The sequence below is a fragment of the Mycobacterium sp. ITM-2016-00317 genome, assembly GCF_002968295.1.
Classification (GTDB): domain Bacteria; phylum Actinomycetota; class Actinomycetes; order Mycobacteriales; family Mycobacteriaceae; genus Mycobacterium.
The window spans coordinates 1903560-1923641 of record NZ_CP134399.1 but is presented as its reverse complement, the minus strand read 5'-3'; the positions used below and the strand labels follow the sequence as shown (position 1 = coordinate 1923641).

Annotated in this window: 18 protein-coding genes and 2 pseudogenes; 10 read left to right on the top strand and 10 right to left on the bottom strand. The window is 68.6% G+C overall.

Going from position 1 to position 20082, the window contains the following annotated elements; translation table 11 throughout:
- Nucleotide 1: 1 nt before the first annotated feature.
- A pseudogene (locus tag C6A87_RS09145) lies at nt 2-1851 on the top strand (putative bifunctional diguanylate cyclase/phosphodiesterase).
- Here the strand turns inward: C6A87_RS09145 and C6A87_RS09140 are convergent.
- The gene (locus C6A87_RS09140; RefSeq protein ID WP_311116941.1) at nt 1832-2716 is read right to left on the bottom strand and encodes a hypothetical protein; all 885 of its coding nucleotides are present in this window, start codon (nt 2714-2716) and stop codon (nt 1832-1834) included. The pseudogene C6A87_RS09145 and the gene C6A87_RS09140 sit on opposite strands and share 20 nt — an antisense overlap.
- A 330-nt stretch (nt 2717-3046) precedes the next feature.
- On the opposite strand from C6A87_RS09140, the gene C6A87_RS09135 reads away from it, so the two are divergent.
- Nucleotides 3047-4279 (top strand): acyl-CoA dehydrogenase family protein, encoded by a 1233-nt coding sequence (locus C6A87_RS09135; RefSeq protein WP_311116940.1) that lies wholly within the window; start codon nt 3047-3049, stop codon nt 4277-4279.
- Entirely contained in the window at nt 4280-5419 is a 1140-nt protein-coding gene (locus C6A87_RS09130) for an acyl-CoA dehydrogenase family protein (protein ID WP_311116939.1), read from the top strand.
- Here C6A87_RS09130 and C6A87_RS09125 read toward each other — a convergent pair.
- From C6A87_RS09125 to C6A87_RS09110, 4 genes are all read right to left on the bottom strand, one after another.
- The gene (locus C6A87_RS09125) at nt 5391-6056 is read right to left on the bottom strand and encodes a hypothetical protein (protein ID WP_311116938.1); all 666 of its coding nucleotides are present in this window, start codon (nt 6054-6056) and stop codon (nt 5391-5393) included. The two genes, C6A87_RS09130 and C6A87_RS09125, sit on opposite strands and share 29 nt — an antisense overlap.
- Complete coding sequence (locus C6A87_RS09120; protein WP_311116937.1) at nt 6053-6937, bottom strand: universal stress protein; 885 nt, start codon at nt 6935-6937, stop codon at nt 6053-6055. The genes C6A87_RS09125 and C6A87_RS09120 overlap by 4 nt, the downstream gene beginning before the upstream one ends.
- A gap of 128 nt (nt 6938-7065) precedes the next feature.
- Nucleotides 7066-8178: a DUF1214 domain-containing protein gene (locus C6A87_RS09115; protein ID WP_311116936.1), complete on the bottom strand. Its 1113-nt coding sequence runs from the start codon at nt 8176-8178 to the stop codon at nt 7066-7068.
- Nucleotides 8175-8750, bottom strand: coding sequence for a TetR/AcrR family transcriptional regulator (locus tag C6A87_RS09110; RefSeq protein WP_311116935.1), 576 nt, complete (start codon nt 8748-8750; stop codon nt 8175-8177). Before C6A87_RS09110 ends, C6A87_RS09115 begins: the two co-directional genes overlap by 4 nt.
- 27 nt (nt 8751-8777) lie before the next feature.
- Here C6A87_RS09110 and C6A87_RS09105 point away from each other — a divergent pair, with 27 nt between their 5' ends.
- Nucleotides 8778-10022 carry a sulfotransferase gene (locus C6A87_RS09105; RefSeq protein ID WP_311116934.1) on the top strand — a complete coding sequence of 415 codons (1245 nt, stop codon included), beginning with the start codon at nt 8778-8780 and terminating at the stop codon, nt 10020-10022.
- Nucleotides 10023-10055: 33 nt separating this feature from the next.
- On the opposite strand, the gene C6A87_RS09100 is transcribed toward C6A87_RS09105, so the two are convergent.
- Nucleotides 10056-10820 carry an endonuclease/exonuclease/phosphatase family protein gene (locus C6A87_RS09100; RefSeq protein ID WP_311116933.1) on the bottom strand — a complete coding sequence of 255 codons (765 nt, stop codon included), beginning with the start codon at nt 10818-10820 and terminating at the stop codon, nt 10056-10058.
- Nucleotides 10821-10868: 48 nt separating this feature from the next.
- Here C6A87_RS09100 and C6A87_RS09095 point away from each other — a divergent pair, with 48 nt between their 5' ends.
- The 3 genes and pseudogenes from C6A87_RS09095 (at nt 10869) to C6A87_RS09085 (ending at nt 14011) form a co-directional block, all read left to right on the top strand.
- Nucleotides 10869-11423 carry a hypothetical protein gene (locus tag C6A87_RS09095; protein WP_311116932.1) on the top strand — a complete coding sequence of 185 codons (555 nt, stop codon included), beginning with the start codon at nt 10869-10871 and terminating at the stop codon, nt 11421-11423.
- 178 nt (nt 11424-11601) lie between these two features.
- Nucleotides 11602-12278: pseudogene (locus C6A87_RS09090) on the top strand (Crp/Fnr family transcriptional regulator).
- A 371-nt stretch (nt 12279-12649) separates the two neighbouring features.
- Nucleotides 12650-14011 carry a hypothetical protein gene (locus C6A87_RS09085; RefSeq protein WP_311116931.1) on the top strand — a complete coding sequence of 454 codons (1362 nt, stop codon included), beginning with the start codon at nt 12650-12652 and terminating at the stop codon, nt 14009-14011.
- Between the two features lie 51 nt (nt 14012-14062).
- On the opposite strand, the gene C6A87_RS09080 is transcribed toward C6A87_RS09085, so the two are convergent.
- A complete protein-coding gene (locus C6A87_RS09080) occupies nt 14063-14263 on the bottom strand; it encodes a LuxR C-terminal-related transcriptional regulator (protein ID WP_311116930.1) in 201 nt (66 codons plus the stop codon).
- 242 nt (nt 14264-14505) lie between these two features.
- On the opposite strand from C6A87_RS09080, the gene C6A87_RS09075 reads away from it, so the two are divergent.
- Genes C6A87_RS09075 through C6A87_RS09065 form a run of 3 tightly spaced genes read left to right on the top strand, consistent with a single transcriptional unit; the run spans nt 14506 to nt 16792 of the window.
- Nucleotides 14506-15036 (top strand): DUF2243 domain-containing protein, encoded by a 531-nt coding sequence (locus tag C6A87_RS09075; protein WP_311116929.1) that lies wholly within the window; start codon nt 14506-14508, stop codon nt 15034-15036.
- Nucleotides 15033-15245 (top strand): hypothetical protein, encoded by a 213-nt coding sequence (locus tag C6A87_RS09070; protein ID WP_311116928.1) that lies wholly within the window; start codon nt 15033-15035, stop codon nt 15243-15245. The genes C6A87_RS09075 and C6A87_RS09070 overlap by 4 nt, the downstream gene beginning before the upstream one ends.
- Nucleotides 15246-15286: 41 nt before the next feature.
- Nucleotides 15287-16792 (top strand): HNH endonuclease signature motif containing protein, encoded by a 1506-nt coding sequence (locus C6A87_RS09065; protein WP_311116927.1) that lies wholly within the window; start codon nt 15287-15289, stop codon nt 16790-16792.
- Between the two features lie 78 nt (nt 16793-16870).
- On the opposite strand, the gene purU is transcribed toward C6A87_RS09065, so the two are convergent.
- The 3 genes from purU to C6A87_RS09050 all read right to left on the bottom strand — a co-directional run bounded on the left by purU (nt 16871) and on the right by C6A87_RS09050 (nt 20081).
- Nucleotides 16871-17773 (bottom strand): formyltetrahydrofolate deformylase, encoded by a 903-nt coding sequence (gene purU, locus C6A87_RS09060; protein WP_311116926.1) that lies wholly within the window; start codon nt 17771-17773, stop codon nt 16871-16873.
- Nucleotides 17774-18132: 359 nt separating this feature from the next.
- A complete protein-coding gene (locus C6A87_RS09055) occupies nt 18133-19578 on the bottom strand; it encodes a carboxylesterase family protein (RefSeq protein WP_311116925.1) in 1446 nt (481 codons plus the stop codon).
- Entirely contained in the window at nt 19575-20081 is a 507-nt protein-coding gene (locus tag C6A87_RS09050; protein WP_311116924.1) for a VOC family protein, read from the bottom strand. The genes C6A87_RS09055 and C6A87_RS09050 overlap by 4 nt, the downstream gene beginning before the upstream one ends.
- Nucleotide 20082: the final 1 nt, after the last annotated feature.

Sequence of the window (20082 nt, the reverse complement as noted above, 5' to 3'; positions counted from 1 at the left end):
GATGCCTGAAAGCGACACGCTCCGCAGTCTCGACCTGGTGGTCACCTCGGTGGCCACCAAGTTGATGGCGGCCAACGCCGCGACCTCGGTCGAGGTGAGCCAGCGGGTACTGGCCGAACTCGTCGCCTATCTGGGCGTCGACGTCAGCTTCCTGCGCTACAACGACCACAAGATCCGCGCGTCCCGACTGGTCACCGAATGGCCCGTGCGACCGGGTGTGCCCGACCCGGACCCGCTCGCGCTGGTGTACTTCGCCGACGCCGATCCTGTCTTCGCGCACTCCGAGCACGGCAAGAAGCCGATGGTGTTCCGCCCCGAGCCACCGACGACTACCAGAAGCGCATCGAGGAGACCCGGGCCGTGCCGGCCACCTCGATGGCGGCCGCTCCCCTGGTCTCCGGGGAACTCACCACCGGTGTGCTCGGGTTCATCAAGTTCGGCGACCGGGAGTGGACCGCCGAGGAACTCAACGGCCTCGAAGCGATCGCGTCGTTGTTCGCCCAGGTACAGGCCCGGGTGCAGGCCGAGGAACAACTGCGCTATCTGGCCGAGCACGACGACCTGACCGGGCTGTGCAACCGCCGGGCCCTGTTGGCCCATCTCGACGAGCGGCTGGCGGCCGGGGAACCCGGGCCGGTGTCGGCGCTGTTCTTCGACCTCGACCGCCTCAAGGCGATCAACGACTACCTCGGGCACACCGCGGGCGACTGGTTCATCCGGGTGCTGGCCGAGAGGCTGCGCCGGGGTGCGGACTGCCCCAATCTGATCGCACGTCTCGGCGGTGACGAGTTCGTCCTGGTCCCCGCCGAACCGATGGCCGTCGAGGAGGCCGAAGCGCTCGCGCACCGCCTGCGGGCGACGCTGTGCGAACGCGTCTCCATCGACGGAGAGTTGCTCACCCGCACGGTCAGCATCGGTGTGGCCCAAGGCATTCCGGGTCGCGACACCACCTCGGATCTGCTCCGCCGCGCCGACCAGGCCGTGCTGAGCGCGAAGAGTTCCGGCGGCAACAAGATCGTCACCTTCACCGACGACATGTCGTTGCAGAACGAGTTCGACAACGACATCGAGCTGCATCTGCAGAGTGTCATCGAGAACGGCGCCCTGCTACTGCACTACCTCCCCGAAGTCGACATGCGAACGGGCGAGATCCTGGCATGCGAAGCCCTGGTCCGCTGGCAGCACCCGACGCGTGGACTGCTGTCTCCCGAGTCGTTCATCGGTGTCGCCGAATCCATCAACCTGGCAGGCGAATTGGGCCGCTGGGTGATGCGTGCGGCATGCGCAGATTTCGCCGCCTGGCGCTCACGGGGCATCGGCACCGACGCGGTGATGCGCATCAACGTCTCCCCGGTGCAGCTGGTCACCGACGGCTTCGTCGACGCGGTCGCGGTGATCGTCGAGGAGTTCGGACTCGAGAAGGGCTCGATCTGCCTGGAGATCACCGAGAGCGTCGTCGTGCAGGACATCGAGACCACCCGCGTCACCCTCCACGGCCTCCAGGAGGCCGGCGTGCGCATCGCCATCGACGACTTCGGCACCGGGTACAGCGCGCTGTCCCATCTGAAGTCACTGCCCGTGGACACCCTCAAGATCGACAAGAGCTTCGTCCGCGAACTCGGTTCCGACCCGGGCGATCTGGCGATCGTCCGGGCGATCATCGCGCTGGCCGAGGCGTTCGGTCTGGAGCTGGTGGCCGAGGGCGTCGAGACCGAGGCGGCGGCGTTGACGCTGCTCCGGCACGGCTGTCACCGGGCGCAGGGATTCCTGCTGTCCCGCCCCATCCCCGGCGCCGCGATGGAGGAGTTGCTGGCCAAGGGACGGATTCCGGTCAGCTTCGCGAAGTCGTGACCGTCGTCGCCGAATAGGGCGGGATCGCGGCCACCACCGCGGGATCCGACGTCAGCAGCTCCAACCGCCCGAATCGGCTCGCATCCTTGCCCACCAGGGCGACCCGCAACCGCGTGCCGTTTGCCAGTGCGGGCCAGGGTGCACCCCGCCCGGTGACGTCGTCACCGCAGATGAGCACGCCGTGGCGGGCCCGGACGGCCAGCGGACCGTCGTCGGTAGCGAAGACCGCTCCGATCACCCGTCCCTCGTCGAACTCCAGTCTCTCCAGCCGCTGGACCGGGCTCGGCGACAGGCCCCGGTCGTCGGCTTCCTCGGCCAGCCACCGGTGCACCGAACCGGCGGGATCGGCGGGGTCCGGCGACATCACGCCGAGTTCGGTGATCTCGAACTGTTCCCCGTTCTCGGTACACGTCGAGGTCGAGGTCCAGTCGGTGACCTGCGTGTAGAGGTAACCCGTCGGTGATGGGATGCAGACCGCCGCCCACTCCCGCAAGCGCCATCCCTCGAACGGCGGCACCCTGCGTCCGCGGACCGGTGCGGTCTCGGGCATCAGACGTACCGGCAGGTCGGGATCACGCTGGGCCAGCGTGGTGAGGTCGAGGTCCTCGGTCAGCGCCCAGAAGTACTTACTGGTCGCCTCGTCGCGGTCGTCCTCGTCCTCGCCGTCGCCGCTGTCGTCCTCGGCGTCGACGGCGAAATACCGGCGGAGCCCGGAAAGTCCGTCGGACCGGTCCGCTCCGGCGACCTCGGCGAGAAAGACCTCACCGTCGTGTTCCACCGCCGAAATGGCCGTCGCCAAGCCGGCCGAACCGGTGCCGGTGACCACCACGTCGACTTCGTCGTCCCATTCGGGCTCACAGAACAAGGTTATTCGCCTCTTATTTGCCGTGGCCGAGAGAAGGTCGACCCGCTGAAAGGCTATGGCATCGACAATATGGACGCCAAACCGATCCGTTGGCCGGGGTCGCCACGGCCGTGATGGGCTTGGAGGGGATTTGCCATCATGAACAGTGGCAACGAACAAAAGCCCACATTGCGGGGTTCGGAGGTCGGCGGGTTCGACCTCCTGCGGCCCGGCGCCGCAGGTGAGCTGGGGCACAAAAGGCGGCGAGAACACGCCAGGACACCCCACGTGCCCCCCACTTAACTAACTAGGTTTACTGTGTCTCTAGCGCTCAGCGGAAAGGAGACAGCGATGGACCTCCAATGGTCGGCAGCCGACCTGGCATTCCGTGACGAGGTGCGGGCCTTCCTCGACGAGAAGCTCACCCCCGAGTTACGCCGGGCTGGACGCCTGATGACCAGCGTGTATGCCGATCACGACGCGAGCATGCAGTGGCAGCAGATCCTGCACGAGCGCGGTTGGGCCGCACCGGCATGGCCCGTCGCGCACGGCGGATGCGACTGGAGCCTGATCCAGCACTACATCTTCAGCCGCGAATCGACGCTCGCCGGCGCCCCGTCGCTGTCACCGATGGGTATTCGGATGGTCGCCCACGCGATCATCAAGTTCGGTACCGACGAGCAAAAGAACTACTTCTTGCCGCGCATCCTCACCGGCGAGGTCTTCTTCTGCCAGGGCTATTCGGAGCCGGAGGCAGGTTCGGACCTGGCCGCGTTGTCGATGGCCGCACGCGACGACGGCGACGATCTGGTCTGCACAGGCAGCAAGATCTGGACCACGCATGCCCGGGAAGCCAACTGGATGTTCGCGCTGGTGCGCACCACCCGCTCGGACAAGAAACAGCGCGGGATCACCTTCGTGCTGATCGACATGTCCACGCCCGGCGTCGAGATCAGACCGCTGGTGATGACCTCCGGCGAAGAGGTGCAGAATCAGGTGTTCTTCGACGAGGTACGCGTGCCCAAGGGCAACGTCATCGGTGAGATCGACGACGGCTGGACGGTGGCCAAGTACCTGCTGGAGTTCGAGCGCGGCGGCGGCGCCACCGCGCCGGCGCTGCAGGTGATGGTCGAGGAGATCAGCACCGCTGCGGTCGAACAACCCGGTCCATCCGGTGGCCGGCTGATCGACGACCCGGCCTTCGCGCGCAAGCTCGCCGAGGTCGGCATCCGCACCGAGGTGCTGGAGATCCTGGAGTACCAGGTGCTCGCCGTGGTCGCCGCAGGCGGCAACCCGGGCGCGAAGTCCTCGATGCTCAAGGTGCTCAGCACCGAGCTGAGCCAGGCGATCACCGAGCTCGCGATGGAGGCCGCAGGCCCGCGCGGCCGGGCCTATCAACCGCACGCCACCTGCCCCGGCGGACCGATCGCCGAATTCGAGCCGCCGGCAGGCGATTACGTCAGCGGCGAACCATGGCAGGCCGTGGCACCGCTGCGGTACTTCAACGACCGGGCCGGCTCGATCTATGCCGGCAGCAACGAAATTCAGCGCAACATCCTCGCCAAGGCTGCATTGGGGCTGTAAATGGACTTCACATTGACCGACGAACAAGAACTGCTGCGCGGCGGCCTCACCCGCTTCCTGGCCACCCGCTACGACCTCGAGAAGAGCCGCACCGCGGCCAAGACCGGTTCGGGCTGGCAGCCCGAGATCTGGCGCGCCTTCGCCGAGGAGCTCGGGATCCTGGGCGCGGCGCTACCGGAGGAGGCCGGCGGAATCGGTGGCGGCCCGGTGGAGATGATGCTCATCGCCGAGGCCCTCGGGCATGCGCTGGTCATCGAGCCCTACGTGGACACCGCGGTCGTGGCGGCCGGCCTGCTGCACCGCGCCGGTGGCGACACCGCGACGGCGCTGGTGGAAAAGATCGTCGCCGGCGACGCCGTCGTCTCGCTCGCGGCCACCGAACCGACCTCCGGTGAGCACTGGCAGGACGTCAGCACGACGGCCCGGCGCGACGGTGACGACTGGCTGCTGTCCGGAGCCAAGATCGTCTCGGCCGCCACCCCGCTGGCCGGCCACGTGCTGGTGACCGCGAGAACCGCGGGCGAGCGCGCCGATGCTGACGGCATCTCGCTGTTCCTGGTCGACATCGGTTCGGCGGCAACGGGTATGGAGATGCACAGCTACCGGACGGTCGACGACCGGCGTGCGGCCGACATCGTCTTCGACGATCTGCGGCTACCTTCGGCGGCACTGCTCGGCGAAGAGGGCCGCGCGTGGGCCTCGATCGCCCATGCCCGCGACGAAGGCGCCGCCGCGATCTGCGCGGAGGCGGTGGGATGCATGCGCAAGGTGCTGGCCGACACCGTCGAATACTGCAAGCAACGCCAGCAGTTCGGTCAGCCCATCGGTAGCTTCCAGGTGCTGCAGCACCGCATGGTGGACATGTACATGGAGGTCGAGCAGGCCGCCGCCGCGGCGTTGTTGGCGACCCTCAAGCTCGACGCCGACGCGGCCGACCGCGCCCGCGCGGTGTCCGCCGCCAAGGCCACGGTCGGCCGGGCGGCCCGGTTCGTCGGGCAGCAGGCGGTGCAGCTGCACGGCGGCATGGGCATGACCGAGGAGTTGGCGATCGGCCACTACTTCAAGCGGCTGACCGCGCTGCAGTACGAGTTCGGGTCCACCGACCACCACGTCACGCGCTACGCCGAGCTGACGCGGTAGGACGCGCCGCGCTTTCAGCGCGGCGCAGGATGCCGAGCAGCATCCTGCGTTCCATCACGAAGTGCACGACGTCGTAGAGTGCGTTGCCCGCGTAGCCGCCGTTGCCGCGCGCCAGCAGCCGGGTGCCGGCACCCTCCGGAAGGACGTGGAAAGACCAACTGCCGAAGGCCTTTTCGCCGAGTTGGACGCGCCGGTAATCGTCGGGCGACATCAGCACCAAAGACGACCCCGGGTCGAGCGCGGCGACGACCTGCCTGCCGCGGTCACCGCCGCGGCGGGCCAGCCAGACCGTGTCCCCGACCCGCAGGGACTGCCATTCCGGGTGGATGACGGACGCGTTGTGGATGTCGGCGCCGACAGCCCGTTCGAGCGCGCTGTAGCTGTAGAAGCCACCGCGGTCCTCACCGATCTGGGCGAGCCAGGGCCACACTGCCTCCGGTGGCGCCGCGATGCTGACTGCGCGGGTGGTGCGTGGCCCGCCGGCGACCAGGTCGTCGCCCGGTAGCCCGGCCACCGACTCCTCGGGTGTCGCACCCCAGGAGTACATCCACGGACGTATCCGGCTCCGGAAACCGACCACCAGTGCCGCCGACAGCGCGGCGGCTGCCGGCCACCACCGGGACCGCCGCACGCTCACGAGGTGCGGGCGACGATCACCGGACCGCGGGCCGACTGCGCGACCTGGGAGGCCACCGAGCCGAGCAGCATGCCGGCGAAGCCGCCGCGGCCGTGGCTTCCCACCACCAGCAGCTGGGCGTTGGCCGCCTCCTCCAGAAGCCGGCGGGCCGGCTGGTCCCGGCACACCACCCGACGCACGACGACGTCGGGATAGCGCTCCCGCCATCCGGCCAACCGCTCGGCCAGCAGCATGTCCTCCTCCGGTTGCACCTCCGTCCAGTCGGAACCGGGCAGCTCGTACCCCGCGTCACTCCAGGTGTGCACGGCGACCAGCTCGACCCCGCGGCGCGATGCCTCGTCGAACGCGATCGCGGTGGCACGCTCGGAGGCCGGCGAACCGTCCACGCCGACGACCACGGGGGCCTGCGCCGGATGCGGAATCAGCGGATCCGTGTCGTGGATCACCGCAACGGGACAACGGGCGTGCTGCACGAGCCCGGTACTGACCGAGCCGAGGAGCCTGCGTTCCCACTTGCCCTTGCCGCGACTGCCCACCACCAGCATGTCGGCGCCCCTGGCCAGGTCGACGAGCGTGGCCACCGGTTGTCCGGACAGCACCACCTCGTCGACCTCGACGGGGTCGGCGGTGGTGGCCGCCTCGGCGACCGCACGGGCGTCGGCCAAAATTCTCCGCGCCTCCTCCCGCTCGTCCTCCAGGTACGACATCGGCAGGGGGGCCTGGATCCACGACTGCATCGCCGCACCGGGCAGGACGTGCGCGAGCGTCAGCGGAACCCGGCGCATGGCCGCGTCGCGGGCGGCCCAGTCGACCGCGACCCTGGACTCCGCCGAACCGTCGACCGCGACCACGATGCCGTTGGGTGCTGCGCTGGTGGACATATGTGCTCCTCACCTGTGGCCGACGGCACCGGTGCCCTCGGACACCACGACGGTATCGCCACGGCGGCGTTCGGCGTAAGTGGCAAGCCGTCACCACCCGGTGGGACCAAAGTCCCTCGCGTCGGCGCTCAGCTCACCGCCGTCGGCACGTCGGCGATGTCGACCAGCTCGACCCGCGGCCGCTCCGGCACCCGGTCGGCCATGAACCAGCGGAAGGCGAGATTCCCGCGCGGATAGTCGAGAGTGGTCAGCGCGTTGGGGTGACCGGTCATCCCGCGGGACACCACCACCGTCACCGTACCGTCGCTGTTGGGCACGGCAGTGGCGCCGTTGACGGAACTGCGCGCGTCGGCCACGCCCGGCACCGCCATGAACTGATTCCAGACCACCAGGTTCCAGAACCTGCAGTCCGGGGGCAGATGGGTGATCACCAGCGCCTCGTTCTCGGCGAGGTCGAAACTGCCGTAGGAATAGCAGGCGTCGCGTGCCGACCAGCCGAAGTTCGCATCGGGCACCTGGTACGGATCGGCGAAATCATTTGCCGCCATTGCGGTCTGATGCCCCAGCCGGTGCTCGTCGGCGTTCCTGACACCCACCGTCAGCGGCAGGATCGCGAACATCGTGCGAAGCCAGGCCGCGCCGGCCCGCAGCGCCGCGGCCGTCTCGACCTCGCCGTGGCGGAACGGGGCGGGCGGCTCGAGAGCCTCGATCTGCCACGTTGCCGGTCGGCCCACCAGAGGATCGGCCTGGTAGTCGCGCGTCATCAGCACCGCGGCGTCGGGCTCGGGGCCGAATTCGAAACTGAAGTTGCCCGCGTCGTCGATGTCGAGATCGTCGTCGCGCACCAGCGCCACGATGCGGTCCGACCACGCCCCCGGCGCCGGTTCGTTGTACGCGGTGACCGAGAAGTAGACGCTGTCACCGCGATTCCCGCTGATCCGGTATCTGCGGGCCGGATCGACCGGGCACATGTAGTAGATGGCGTCTGTGTTGTCCCCGCCCCAGCGCCGGTCGGGCCGCCACGGCGAGTTCAGCTCGATCCACCGCGGGCGGCTGGGGTCGGCGAACAGGTAGGTGTCGAAGGCGACCCCGAGGGTGGTGGCCAGCATCCGGTAGCCGTCGGCGACGTGGCGATCGTCGGTGACGGCCTTCGGGCCGGTCATGAACGAGTCGTCGAGGCCGCGCAGGGTGTCGAGCAGCTCGCGCCACGCCGTGGTGGCCTCGTGCGCGTCCGGGGTCATGCACCGATTCCTTTCGTGATCAGGGTCGCGGTCTGCTCGGTCCAGTCGGCGTCGATGTCGGTGCCCCGGGTGAGCAACGCCAACAACGTCATTCCGGCCACGGCTTCGGCGAGCTGGGTCGCGGTGACGTCCGTGCGCACCTCGCCGCGGTCCGCCGCGGACTGCAGGAACGCGCTGAGGTCGCCGACCAGCACGTCGGCGAACCGCTCCAGCAGGGCCGCGTGCAACGTCGGGTCCGAGGCCATCTCCCCCACCAACCCCGGCAGCGCCGCCCGCGCCGCCGGTGCGCTGAACATCGCCAGCGTCGTGGCCAGCATCTCGCGCACGTCGCCGTGCAGGGACCCGGTCGCGGGAATCCCGGTGGACGCATCGAGCGGGAAGACCGCCTCGTGCACGAGGTGGGCCTTGCCCCGCCAGCGTCGGTAGATGGCCGGCTTGCTGGTGCCCGCCCGAGCGGCGATCGCGTCGAGAGACAGTTCTGCGTAGGACGATTCGCTGATCAATTCGACCGTCGCGCGCAGTACCGCTTCGTCGATGCCGCGGTCCCTGGGTCGTCCCACCTCTGTCATCATTACGATACTCACAGTAACATATCGGCTGTGACCGATACCACAGAGGATCTCGTCCATCTCGACGACCTCGCCGAGCCGCGCTATTCCCCTGCGGCACAACAGCTTCGCGACATGATGGCGACACTGGCGGCGGACTGCCCGCTGGATCCGGATGTTCTGCACGCCCGGGCCCGCGAGGCCACCGGACTGACCGACTTCGGCCCGGACGACTACCGCGAACGTCTGGATCGCTATGTCGCGGAACTGCGCGAGATCGACATGCACGGGGCGGGTGTCGTGAACTTCCACGCCCAGCTCGTGCAGTGGCTCAAGAACCGGTTGCTGCTGACCGATCTTGTCGCCCGGCATCCGCAGATCGCCGACATCGAACTGGTCCCGCCGGTGGTCATCGCCGGGCTGCCCCGATCGGGCACCACCCATCTGCACAACATGCTGGCCTCGGCGCCGACCTTCCGCAGCCTGCCCTACTGGGAGAGCGTCGAACCGTTCCCGTTGCCCGCCGAGGCGGGGGTCGAGCCAGACCCGCGGATCGCCCGGATGGAGGTGGCGGTGCAGACCATGGACCTGCTGATGCCGCACTTCGCCCTGATGCACGAGATGACCCCGGATCATGCGCACGAGGAGATCCAGCTGCTGGCCAACGACTTCTCGACGATGCTGATGGACACCCTCGCCCACGTGCCGCGCTGGACGGAGTACTTCTGGAGCAGCGACCAGACGTCGTCGTACCAGTATCTGGTCACCCAACTCAAGGCCCTGCAGTTCCTGCGCGGCGGGCGCCGATGGGTGCTCAAATCCCCGCAGCACCTGGGTCAGCTACGCGCGCTCGACGCGGTGATGCCCGGAGTCGTCGTGGTGTTCACACATCGGGACCCGGTGCCGGTCGCGCTGTCGATGATCGCGATGGTGACCTATTCCGAGCGGATGCACCGCGACAGCGTCGACGTGGAAACGGTGGCGCGCGCATGGGTGGACCGGCTAGACCGGCTGCTGACCACCTGCATACGCGACCGTGGCGTCATTCCGGCCACCAGGTCGGTCGACATCGGCTTCGACGACTTCATGGCCGACGAGATGGCAACCGCGGCAAGGGTGTACGACGTCGCGGCAGAACAGTTCACCGAAGACGCCCGCGGGTCGATCGGCCGTTATCTGGCGGCGCACCGCCGCGGCAGGCACGGCCGGGTGCACACCTCGCCGGAGATGTTCGGCCTGGATCCCGACGAGCTCAGCGACCGGTTCGCCGCCTACCGGGCGAGATTCCTGGACTGAGACCGGAAGTCGCCGGCGGCGAGCCTCTTCCGGTCACCGCCGCTGCAGTCGCACCACCAGTGGCCGGTGGTCGGAGATCGGCACCTGCGGGGTCTCGCATGCCACGGCTGCCAGCCCAGGGTCGTCGGTCAGGACGTGATCGAGCTGGCGGGTGGGCTGGTCGGCCGGAAACGTCGGCGCCGACGCCAGCTGCCGCAGACCCGTCCAGCGGCGGGCCGCGTGCTCGGACATGTTGAGGTCGCCGGTGACGATCCGCGGCCAGGGCAGGCCGCGCACGTCGCGGATCAGCCGGCGCAGTTGGACGCGGTTCCATCCGGGCACGAACGACAGATGGGTGTTGACCACGGTCAGGTTGCCCAGCGGGGTGTCGAACTGGCCGATCACCGCCGCCCGGGGCTCCTCGTGGATGATCTGCACCTGGCGTGGCGCGTTGAGGTACATCGGGAATCGGAACGGAATCCGCGGCAGCCGGAGGACCTGCCAGTTCAGCGCCGGATACCGCGACAACAGCGCGACCCCGTACGCCGCGGTGCCGGGCTGCTCCTCGCCTGTGGCCGCCATCCAGGTGGCCCCCGGGGTGCCCGCGATGGCCGCCACGAAGCGGTGACTCCGCGCCCCCATGGCCTCGGCGGCCAGTGCGGTCAGATCGGCGAGCCCCGACCGCGCCTGGATCGAGTCCACCTCCTGCAGCGCCAGGATGTCGGCGTCGAGTCCGGCCACACATTCGGTGAAGCGGTCCAGATCCACACCGTGACCGAGGGTACGGCCGTGCAGGATGTTGAACGTCACCAACTTCATGGGTACCCCACTACCCACCTTGCAACGGAAACCAACGGACGGGGTCTGATGTCCCACCACGAGCTGCGTGAGTCGCTGCGCCGGGCTGCGTCCGCGCTGAAGGCCGAGGGCCCGCCGTTCGCACTGGCGGGCAGCTACGCGCTGTGGGTGCACGGCGGCCCCGAACCGACCCACGACGTCGATTTCGTGGTCGCCGAGGGCGACGCCGAGGCGGCGGCCGCAACGCTGTCCAAGGCCGGCTTCGACATCCGCAGGCCGCCCGAGGACTGGCTGTTCAAGGCCGCCCTAGGGGTGGACGAGCCTCCACTGATCGACGTGCTGCACCGGATCAATCAGGTGCCGGTGGACCGGGAGATGATCGACCGGGCCCAGATGCGCGAAGTGCTCGCGCTCACGGTGCCCGTCCTGTCCCCCACCGAAGTGGTGACCCAGAAGCTGCGGGCCCTGCACGAGCACCACTGCGACTTCTCTCGCCTGATCCCGCCGGTGCGCGCGGTCCGCGAGCAACTCGACTGGCCCCAGCTGCGCCGGGACACCGCGGAGAACCCGTTCGCCGTCGCCTTCCTGTCCCTGTGCGAACCTCTGGGAATCGCCGTCGACTGACTGAAGCCACACTGAAGTCATTGCGCTCGTGGCGTTTTCGGTAGTTCGGTGACCGGCAGCCGGACAGGCGAGGTCGCGGAAATCGCACTTCACCTGGTAGGTTACCCGTGCTCTCAGTCATGTAACACCTCCGCCGGCTACGCCCGGAGCGGGGGTCGTGAGAGCGAGAAAGGACAGCGTGGACGAAGTTCTGGCCCGGGCCGCCATCTTCCAGGGTGTGGACCCGAGCGCGGTGGCGGCATTGTGCAGCCAACTCCAGGAGGTTTCTTTTCCGCGGGGTCACCGGGTCTTCAACGAAGGTGAACTCGGCGACCGGCTCTACATCATCACGGCGGGAACGGTGAAGGTCGGCTGCGCCACCCCCGACGGCCGCGAGAGCCTGCTGACGCTGATGGGGCCTGCCGACATGTTCGGCGAGCTCGCCATTTTCGACCCGGGCCCGAGGACGTCCTCGGTGACCACCCTGACCGCGGTGCAGGCGGTCACCATGGACCGGGATGCGTTGCGGGTCTGGATCGCCGAGCGCCCGGAGATCGCCGACCAGCTGCTGCGTGTACTCGCCCGCCGCTGCGCCGCACCAACGATGCGTTGTGCGACCTGATCTTCACCGACGTCCCCGGCCGCGTCGCCAAGCAGCTTCTCGACCTCGCCCGCCGTTTCGGCACCCAGCAGGACGGCGCGCTGCGGGTCGAGCACGGCCTCACCCAGGAGGAGATCGCCCAATTGGCCGGATCCTCGCGGGAGACGATCAACAAGGCCCTGTCGGATTTCGCCCAGCGCGGGTGGATCGAGCAGCGGGGCAAGACGACCATCATCCGCGATCCGGCCCGGCTGGCCCGCCGCGCTCAGCACTGACGCGCCGACGTGATTTGAGCCACGTCGGCGGGACGTGGCGCCCACAGCCGGCGGCCGGTTGGATAACGTTCGCGTCGGTCAGGCAGCCCCGGGTTGCCCGCGGCCCGCTCCGTCCGCCCACGCCTCAACGTTCTTTGCGTGCGGGCGGATAGCGGCATTTCAGTTAACTATTCGTGCGTAGCTGATCGCTGCGGTAGGGCTTGTTACTTAGGTTAGGCACAGCTAATCTTCAGGAAGCCTCCCCGGCTGATCCCTCTCTCACATTTTCAGGAGTCACTGTGCAACTGGCCCGCCGTGCCGAACCGGCTCACCGCTACTGGCCTGAGCTTTCCGCGTCCTCGCCCCGCCCGACCAAGTTGCTGGGTGCAGCTGTGGCAATCGCCGGGGCGTCGGTGATCGCCATCAATCCGGTGGCGCCCACCCTCCCGGTCGTGCAGGAGCGCGCCGTCGAGCTCTCCGGCTGGATCGATCCGATCGGCGTGGTCGGTGACACCATCACCACCACCGTGCGCAACCTGGGCACCCAGGGCGCAGGCATCCTCACCGAGGGTCTGCCCGCGGCGTGGGAGATCATCACCGCCTCGTCGCTGTACAGCGAGATCGCCACCGCGGTGTTCAATCCGTTCCCGGGATTCGAGCAGTTCTTCGGCAACCTCTCCACGTACGCCACCACGATCGGCACCGGCCTGAAGGAGTCGGCCGCCGGCTCCGCCGAGCACTACGGCAAGCTGCCGGAGGCACTGCAGACTGCCTGGGACTTCGTCCTGCAGGGACAGTTCACCAAGGCGTTCGCGACGATCACCAGCTGGAACATCTTCGGCCTCGGTGAACTGGGCTGGCCGCTGGAGCCGATCTTCAAGATCCCGGGCGAGATCGCCCGGGACTTCGGCCTGAAGTCGGTGGCCGCGGTGCTCGACGTGCTGCTGGTCGCCGACAACGCGACCACCGGCTACGCGTACTCGCTGCTGAGCCCCCCGATCACCGCGGTCTACCAGCTGACCGACATCCTGAACGTCGTCTCCGCCTCGATCTACGACGGCGACTGGGTCACGGCGATCAGCGAGGTGATCAACGCCCCCGCCAAGGTGCTGAACGCCTTCCTGAACGGATACCAGCCGAGCGTGGCGGCCGAATGGGAGTTCTTCCCGGGCGTGTTCAGCAAGGACGGCCCCATCGATGCGTTCTTCGTGCAGCTGCCCAAGGCGATCGCCGCGGCGCTGGCCGGGGTGGCGGCGGGTGACGAGGACACCGAGACCGGCACGGCGGCAGACGAATTGAGCCTGGTGTCGTCGCCCGCGCTGGCCGGCGGCGACAGCCTGGTGACGCTGCCCGTCAGCACCGGCACCGAGGAGGACGCCGCCACCGCGGTGCCCGACGAGGACGCCGGCACCACCGCCCCGGCCGAGCCGACGCCCACCGACACGACCACACCGGTCGACGACGAGGACGCAGCCGAGGACGAGACCGTCGCCGATCCGGCGGAGGACGCCACCGAGGAGGAGTCCGATGACGTCACCGAAGACGACGTGACCGAAGACGACGTGACCGACGAGGACACGACCGACTCGGCGGACGACTCGGCGGACGAGTCCGACGACGCGGCATCCGATACGGACGCCGGCGGCGAGTCGCCGGATACCGGCAGCGGCTCGGCCGGCGATTCCTCGGATGCCGGCGACAGCGGCAAGTCCGACAGCAAGTCCGACAGCGGCAAGTCGGACAGCGGCGAGTAACAAGGTCCCCGCCACGGAACGGCCCCCTCGGCACGAGGGGGCCGTTCTCCGTCAGCCGAGTTGCTCGGCCAGACCGGGCTGCTCTCGCAATGCGATGGTCAGCGGGACACGCGACCGGACGTCGAGCTTGCGGAAGACCGACCGCAGATGTGTGTTCACGGTGTTCGGTGAGACACCCAGTTCCGATGCGGACGTCGTTGACGCCGTGCCTGCGCAGAAGCCCTGCCACAGAACGGCTTCCCGACACCGCACCGACGCGTCGATAGATCTCCGCCGCTTCGGTCAACGCCCGCATACCGCCCCGGAGTCGAGCGCCGAGTCGCACACGAGTTCCCCGGCGGATTCGGGCGCGGCGGACTCCACGTCGACGAAGGGCGACGGCACCACGGCGAAGACCGACGCGGCCGCCTGAGCGGACGGCGGGTCGCCGTCTCCGTGGGAGGCGGCGCCCCAAACGGGCGTTTCCGGCGCCGGTCGATGGGTAAGCCCCCGCCATGTCGAGATCCCTGACCCGCGAGCCATCGGTCCTCCCGCAGAAGCCCAGCATCGCGCCGGCCCTGTTGCTCGGCCTCGGCCTCGGCGGCTTCATCGACGGCATCGTCCTGCACGAGATACTCCAGTGGCATCACATGGTCAGCCACGTCGACGAGTACCCGACGGACACGGTGGCCGGCCTGGAGGTCAACGTCCTCGCCGACGGCTTCTTTCACGTCGGAACCTGGCTGCTGGTGTGGGCGGGCACGTTGCTGACCGTGGTGGCCTGGCGGAAAGGCCGGCTGGCACCGACGTGGTCGTTCCACTTCGGGCTGCTGCTCGCCGGCTGGGGCATCTTCAACGTGGTGGAGGGGCTGATCAACCATCAGATTCTCGGCATCCACCACGTGCGAGACGACCTCGGCGCCCCACTGTCGTGGGACATCGGGTTCCTGATCTTCGGCGCGCTGCTGATCGCCGGCGGCTGGGCTCTGTACAAGCGGGGCGCTCGGGTACTGGAAGCCCAGTCCGCCGAGGGAGGACGGCGATGACCGAGCCCGACGAAGGCACCTTCGACGTCGTGGTCGGCGACGTTCGCGACCGCGATGCGCAGACGATCTCACGCGACACCACGCTCGCGGAGGCCGAAGCGGACTTCGAGGAGCACGCCAGGCTGGTGCCCACGCAGCACCGCTATGTGCAACTGCGGCACAGCGGTGAGGACGGCGCGATCGTCAAGACGTATCCGGCCACCGGCTAGGCGTCGCCGCTCGGCCGCGACGCGGATTTGTCGGTGGTCGAATGTATGTTCGAAGTATGTCGGGTGGGGACCTACAGCACGCGATGACCGCGTTGCGGGATGCCTTCGATGAGGTGGCCGGCAGTGAGGTGGATCTGCTGACCCGCCCCGATCTTGTTGCGGCCCTGGATGAGCTGGAAACCTTGTCGTGCCAATTGCCGGCGGTGGGGCATCGGTTGTTGGCGCGGTTGCAGGTCGAGGCGACTCCGCAGCAGATGGGTGCGAAATCGTGGAAAGAGGTGTTGACCGTCCGGTGGCGAATCTCGTCTGATGAGGCCCACCGGCGGTTGACCGAGGCCGCGGTGTTGGCGCCGCGGCCATCGGTGACCGGACCGACCCTGCCACCGGTGCTGCCCGCGACCGCGGCCGCCCAAGCCTACGGGCTGATCAACGCCGAACACGTCGACGTGATTCGCCGATCGCTGAACAAAGTGCCGGGCTGGGTCGACACCGCCACCCGCGAGTTGATCGAACTCGACCTCGTCCATACCGCGGTCGGCAACGGACCCAAGGAGCTGAAGGACTCTGCGGATCGGACGTTGTTCCTGCTCGATCAGGACGGGCCCGAACCCGATGACACCGAGCGCGCCCGCAAACGCGGCGTCACACTGGGTAAGCAGCGCCCCGACGCGATGACTGATTTGTCGGCGACGTTGACCCCGGAAGCGCGTGCGGTGTGGGAGGCGATTTTCGCGAAGTTCGCCGCGCCCGGGATGTGTAATCCCGACGATCCGGAACCGTGCATCTCGGGGACCCCGTCGCAGGCCCAGATCGACAACGACCATCGCAGCCTGGCCCAGCGTCAGCACGACGCGCTGGTTGCGGCTGGCCGTATTGCGTTGATGAGTGGGGAACTCGGGAACTTGGACGGGTTACCGGTGTCGGTGATCATCCGGACCACGCTTCAGGATCTGGAATCGCGGGCCGGGGTCGGCACCACCGGCGGCGGCACCGTGCTACCGATCGCCGAGGTGATCCGGATGGCCGGGCACGCCAACCACTATCTGGCGGTGTTCGACCGAGCCACCGGGTCGGCGCTGGACCTGTTCCGCACCAGGCGGGTCGCGTCCCCGGCGCAGCGGATCATGCTGATCGCGCGTGACGGGGGCTGCACGAAGCCGTGCTGCACTGTCGGCGCGTACGGTTCCCAGGTCCATCACGTGGTCGCTGATTGGGCCAACGGCGGCAACACCAATGTCGACGAACTCGGCCTGGCCTGCGGACCACACAACCGCAGCGTCGACCAGAACGGCGGCTGGACCACAAGGATGAACCAGCGCTGCGAGGTCGAATGGGACCCACCACCACACCTGGACCGAGGGCAGGCCCGGCTCAACAACTACCACCAACCCGAACGACTCCTCCGACGACCCGAGGACCCCGAACCCGACAACCCCGCACCTACGGCTGGCGATGAAATCCGCGACACCGAACCGGACACCCCACGAACTGCCGACCATCCCGGCGAACCCGGCGGACCCGCACCACCCGACAACCGCGCGGCCTGACCGTCTCGGAGTCGCACACCGCGATCCGTATGCGCGGCGGCGCTGCAGGTCTGCGCGCTGCGTCGCGGTCACCCCTGGCTAGGTGAAGACGATGGTCCGGTTACCGAACAGCAGCACCCGCCGCTCCGCATGCCACTTCACCGCGCGCGCCAGCGCCAGCGCCTCGTTGTCGCGGCCCATCGCGGCGAGTTCCCCCGGGTCACGGGTGTGGTCCACCCGGACGAAGTCCTGCTCGATGATGGGACCCTCGTCGAGATCGGCGGTCACATAGTGGGCTGTGGCTCCGATGACCTTCACGCCGCGATCGTAGGCCTGGTAGTAGGGCCGGGCACCCTTGAAACTCGGCAGCAGGCTGTGGTGGATGTTGATGGCCCGGCCCTCGAGCTCGCGGCACAGCTCGTTCGACAGCACCTGCATGTACCGGGCCAACACGACGGTGTCCGCGGAGTACCGGGCGATGATCTCCCGCAGCGCGTCCTCCGCGTGAGGCTTGGACTCCTTGGTGACCGGAACGTGGTGGAACGGGATGCCGTACCAGCGGGTCAGCTCCTCGAAGTCGGGGTGGTTGGAGACCACGGCCACGATGTCGACCGGCAACAACCCGGAATGCACCCGGAACAGCAAGTCCGACAAGCAATGTCCCTGCTTTGAGACCATCACCACGATGCGGTGCCGGTCCGCGGCGTCGTAGAGCTGCCACGACATGCCGAAACCGTCGACGTGCCTGGAGATGACGGATCCCAGCGAGTCCCGGGCGATCGGGCCGCTCTCGCGCACGAAGGCCACCCGCATGAAGAACCGTCGCGACGGCGCGTCGCTGAACTGCTGGCTGTCGGTGATCGAGCAGTCGGCCTCGACCAGCGCGTTGGCGACGGCTTGCACAATTCCGGCGCGATCCGGGCACGACAAGGTCAGGACGAATTGGACTCCGGTCGTCGCGGCGTCGTCGGGCGACAGCTGGCCTGTGGGGTCGGTAGTCACGGCATCATCCTTTCGGACTCAGATCGTAGAACGGCCGGAGCGCTGCCCCGGCGGCACCTACCGGCTACCCGTGCCGGGCGGCCTCCGGTGTGTGGTGCAGACCCGCTCAAGGACGCGGTCGAGTGCGGCGAACGCGGGCGTCATGTCGGCCGGGCGCGTAGAAACTCAGCGCTTCGAGCAACGGCGCTGAGGCCGACGCGTTTTCCCGGCTACCCAGGGATGAGGTCGCCGCCGCGGCTGCGACAAGGCGACCGGGCCTAAAGCTCTAGGTATGGATGCGTACAGCACTATGCCGATCTCGCCGGAGGTATCGGTTGCCAGCCGACGAACTCGGGCCGACCTGCCGACCTCACGCACCATCACCCGTAGGCGGGATAGCGATTCTCCCAGAGGGCGAGTTGCTCTGCGCGGTGGCCGCGGGCGATTCCGGGCTCGGGGCCGAGCAGCAGCGTGGAACCGCCGGCGCCGTCGTAGCGTTCCCACGGCTCTCCCCCGCGGATGAATTGCAGCCACAGCTCCTGAACGGCATCCGACATGTGGCGCGCCGCCGCGTCGTTGCCGACCAGCGCGGGCGCGGCGTCCAGGTTGCCAAAAGTAAGAGGCAGGCACGAATCGTGACATGCCCCCAATTCCACACGCGGAGAGGGCCATTGCAGTTCGTAGCGAAACACCGGGTTGCCGCGGTCGGCGTGTGCGCGGGCGAACTGCTCGGTCGGTGCGGTGAAGTGGTAGTCGGTGACCATCGCGCTGGCGACATTGCGTGGCGTGCGCTGGTCGGCACCGTAGGCCGCAACCACCGCGTCGACCTCGTGACCAACCCCGGCGAGCTCACGCGCCCTGTTCCGCACGTACTTCTCCGTGAAGACGCCCTCGTCGAGCATCGCGTCGAAGATCCGCCATTCGTCGCGTGTCGTCCCGGCCAGGATCGGGATTGCCGGCAGGTCACGCGTCTGTGCGGTCACCAACGGATGCTCGACGATCACGTCGCCGTCGATGCAGGGATGGAACGGTCCCTGCGGCGGCACGAATCCGCTGTCGATGCCGCGTTGCGCGGCAAGGATCTCCTCGACGGTCGGTTCCTCGCCGCATCTCAGGGCACCGAGCTGCGCGGCCACGGCCGCAGCGGCGGCCGTCGAGCGCACGCGCTCCAGGCCGCCGCTCTGCAGGATCACCCGGTCGAACAGGTCGCACCCTCCGGCGAGCAGAGCCGATATCGCGATCGCGCCAGACGACTGCCCCGCCACCGTGACAGCGCAGGGGTTGCCGCCGAAAGCGCCGATCTCCTCGCGCACCCACTGCAGCGCGTGCCTCTGGTCGCGCAGTGCCAGGTTGCTCGAGCCGGCGCCGTGCCAGTCCGGCGCGTAGAGCGACCCCAGCACACCGAGCCGGAAGTTCAGCGTCACCACCACGATGTCGCCCCGCCGGGCGAGCCGCGCACCGTCGAGCAGCGGAGCCGATCCGTGCCCCTGCGCCTGCCCGCCGCCGTGCAGGAAGACCAGCACGGGTCGGCGGTTGTCGTCGACCGCGGGTGTCCAGATGTTGAGCGTGAGGCAGTCCTCGCTCATCGTGAGGCCGCGTTTGGCCAGCCGCTGCGGCGAGATGTCCTGCGGGGCGATCGGCCCGAACGCGACCGCCTCGCGTACGCCGGCCCACCTCGGCACGGGTTGCGGTGGACGCCAACGCCGTTCGCCCGTCGGCGGTGCCGCGTACGGCACCCCGCGAAAGGCGACGGGGTCTCCACATGCGCCGGATCCGGTCGAGTCGCCACGCAGCGCTCCGTACGAGGTGTGGGCGACCGCGGTCACGGGCGCACGGTCAGCGGGTAAGCCTCGGCCATCTCACCGCTGAGCACCCGGCTCAGGAAGTCGCGGCCCTTGGCGCTCACCACCTCCACGCGCAGCCCGCTGCGTGGGTCGCGCAGGAACGCCACGCCGGAACCGGTGCGTTCCAGCTCCCACCCGTCGTCCTGCAACCGTGCGGTGTCGTCGCGCCAGCTCTGTGCGTAGTAGCCCATGTGGTGCATGCCGCCGAGCCTCGGTTCGGCGAAAATCGAATCGGGGGCAGCGACGACCTCGATCAGCTCCAGGTACGGCGGGCCGGACGTGGAGAACGCCAGGCGCACGGGCTGGTCGTCGGCGGATCCGTCCGGGCGGGTGAAGCCGCTGCGCATCTCGAAGGGCGGTGCCCACGTGATCTGCATGGCGCCGGCGAGCGAGTCCATGGCCGAGAGCAGATCGGGGACGACATGGCCCACGTGGTAGACGTTGTCGAACGCCGACGCGGCAAGGGTCTCCAATGTCGGGTCCATG

Excerpts from the sequence above, each read along its gene's own strand:
- C6A87_RS09050 (WP_311116924.1), bottom strand. The coding sequence starts at position 20,081 with ATGGACCCGACATTGGAGACCCTTGCCGCGTCGGCGTTCGACAACGTC.
- C6A87_RS09120 (WP_311116937.1), bottom strand. The coding sequence starts at position 6,937 with ATGTCCACCAGCGCAGCACCCAACGGCATCGTGGTCGCGGTCGACGGT.
- C6A87_RS09095 (WP_311116932.1), top strand. The coding sequence starts at position 10,869 with ATGTCCCACCACGAGCTGCGTGAGTCGCTGCGCCGGGCTGCGTCCGCG.
- C6A87_RS09075 (WP_311116929.1), top strand. The coding sequence starts at position 14,506 with ATGTCGAGATCCCTGACCCGCGAGCCATCGGTCCTCCCGCAGAAGCCC.
- C6A87_RS09135 (WP_311116940.1), top strand. The coding sequence starts at position 3,047 with ATGGACCTCCAATGGTCGGCAGCCGACCTGGCATTCCGTGACGAGGTG.
- C6A87_RS09130 (WP_311116939.1), top strand. The coding sequence starts at position 4,280 with ATGGACTTCACATTGACCGACGAACAAGAACTGCTGCGCGGCGGCCTC.
- C6A87_RS09100 (WP_311116933.1), bottom strand. The coding sequence starts at position 10,820 with ATGAAGTTGGTGACGTTCAACATCCTGCACGGCCGTACCCTCGGTCAC.
- C6A87_RS09110 (WP_311116935.1), bottom strand. The coding sequence starts at position 8,750 with ATGATGACAGAGGTGGGACGACCCAGGGACCGCGGCATCGACGAAGCG.
- C6A87_RS09070 (WP_311116928.1), top strand. The coding sequence starts at position 15,033 with ATGACCGAGCCCGACGAAGGCACCTTCGACGTCGTGGTCGGCGACGTT.
- C6A87_RS09115 (WP_311116936.1), bottom strand. The coding sequence starts at position 8,178 with ATGACCCCGGACGCGCACGAGGCCACCACGGCGTGGCGCGAGCTGCTC.
- C6A87_RS09065 (WP_311116927.1), top strand. The coding sequence starts at position 15,287 with ATGTATGTTCGAAGTATGTCGGGTGGGGACCTACAGCACGCGATGACC.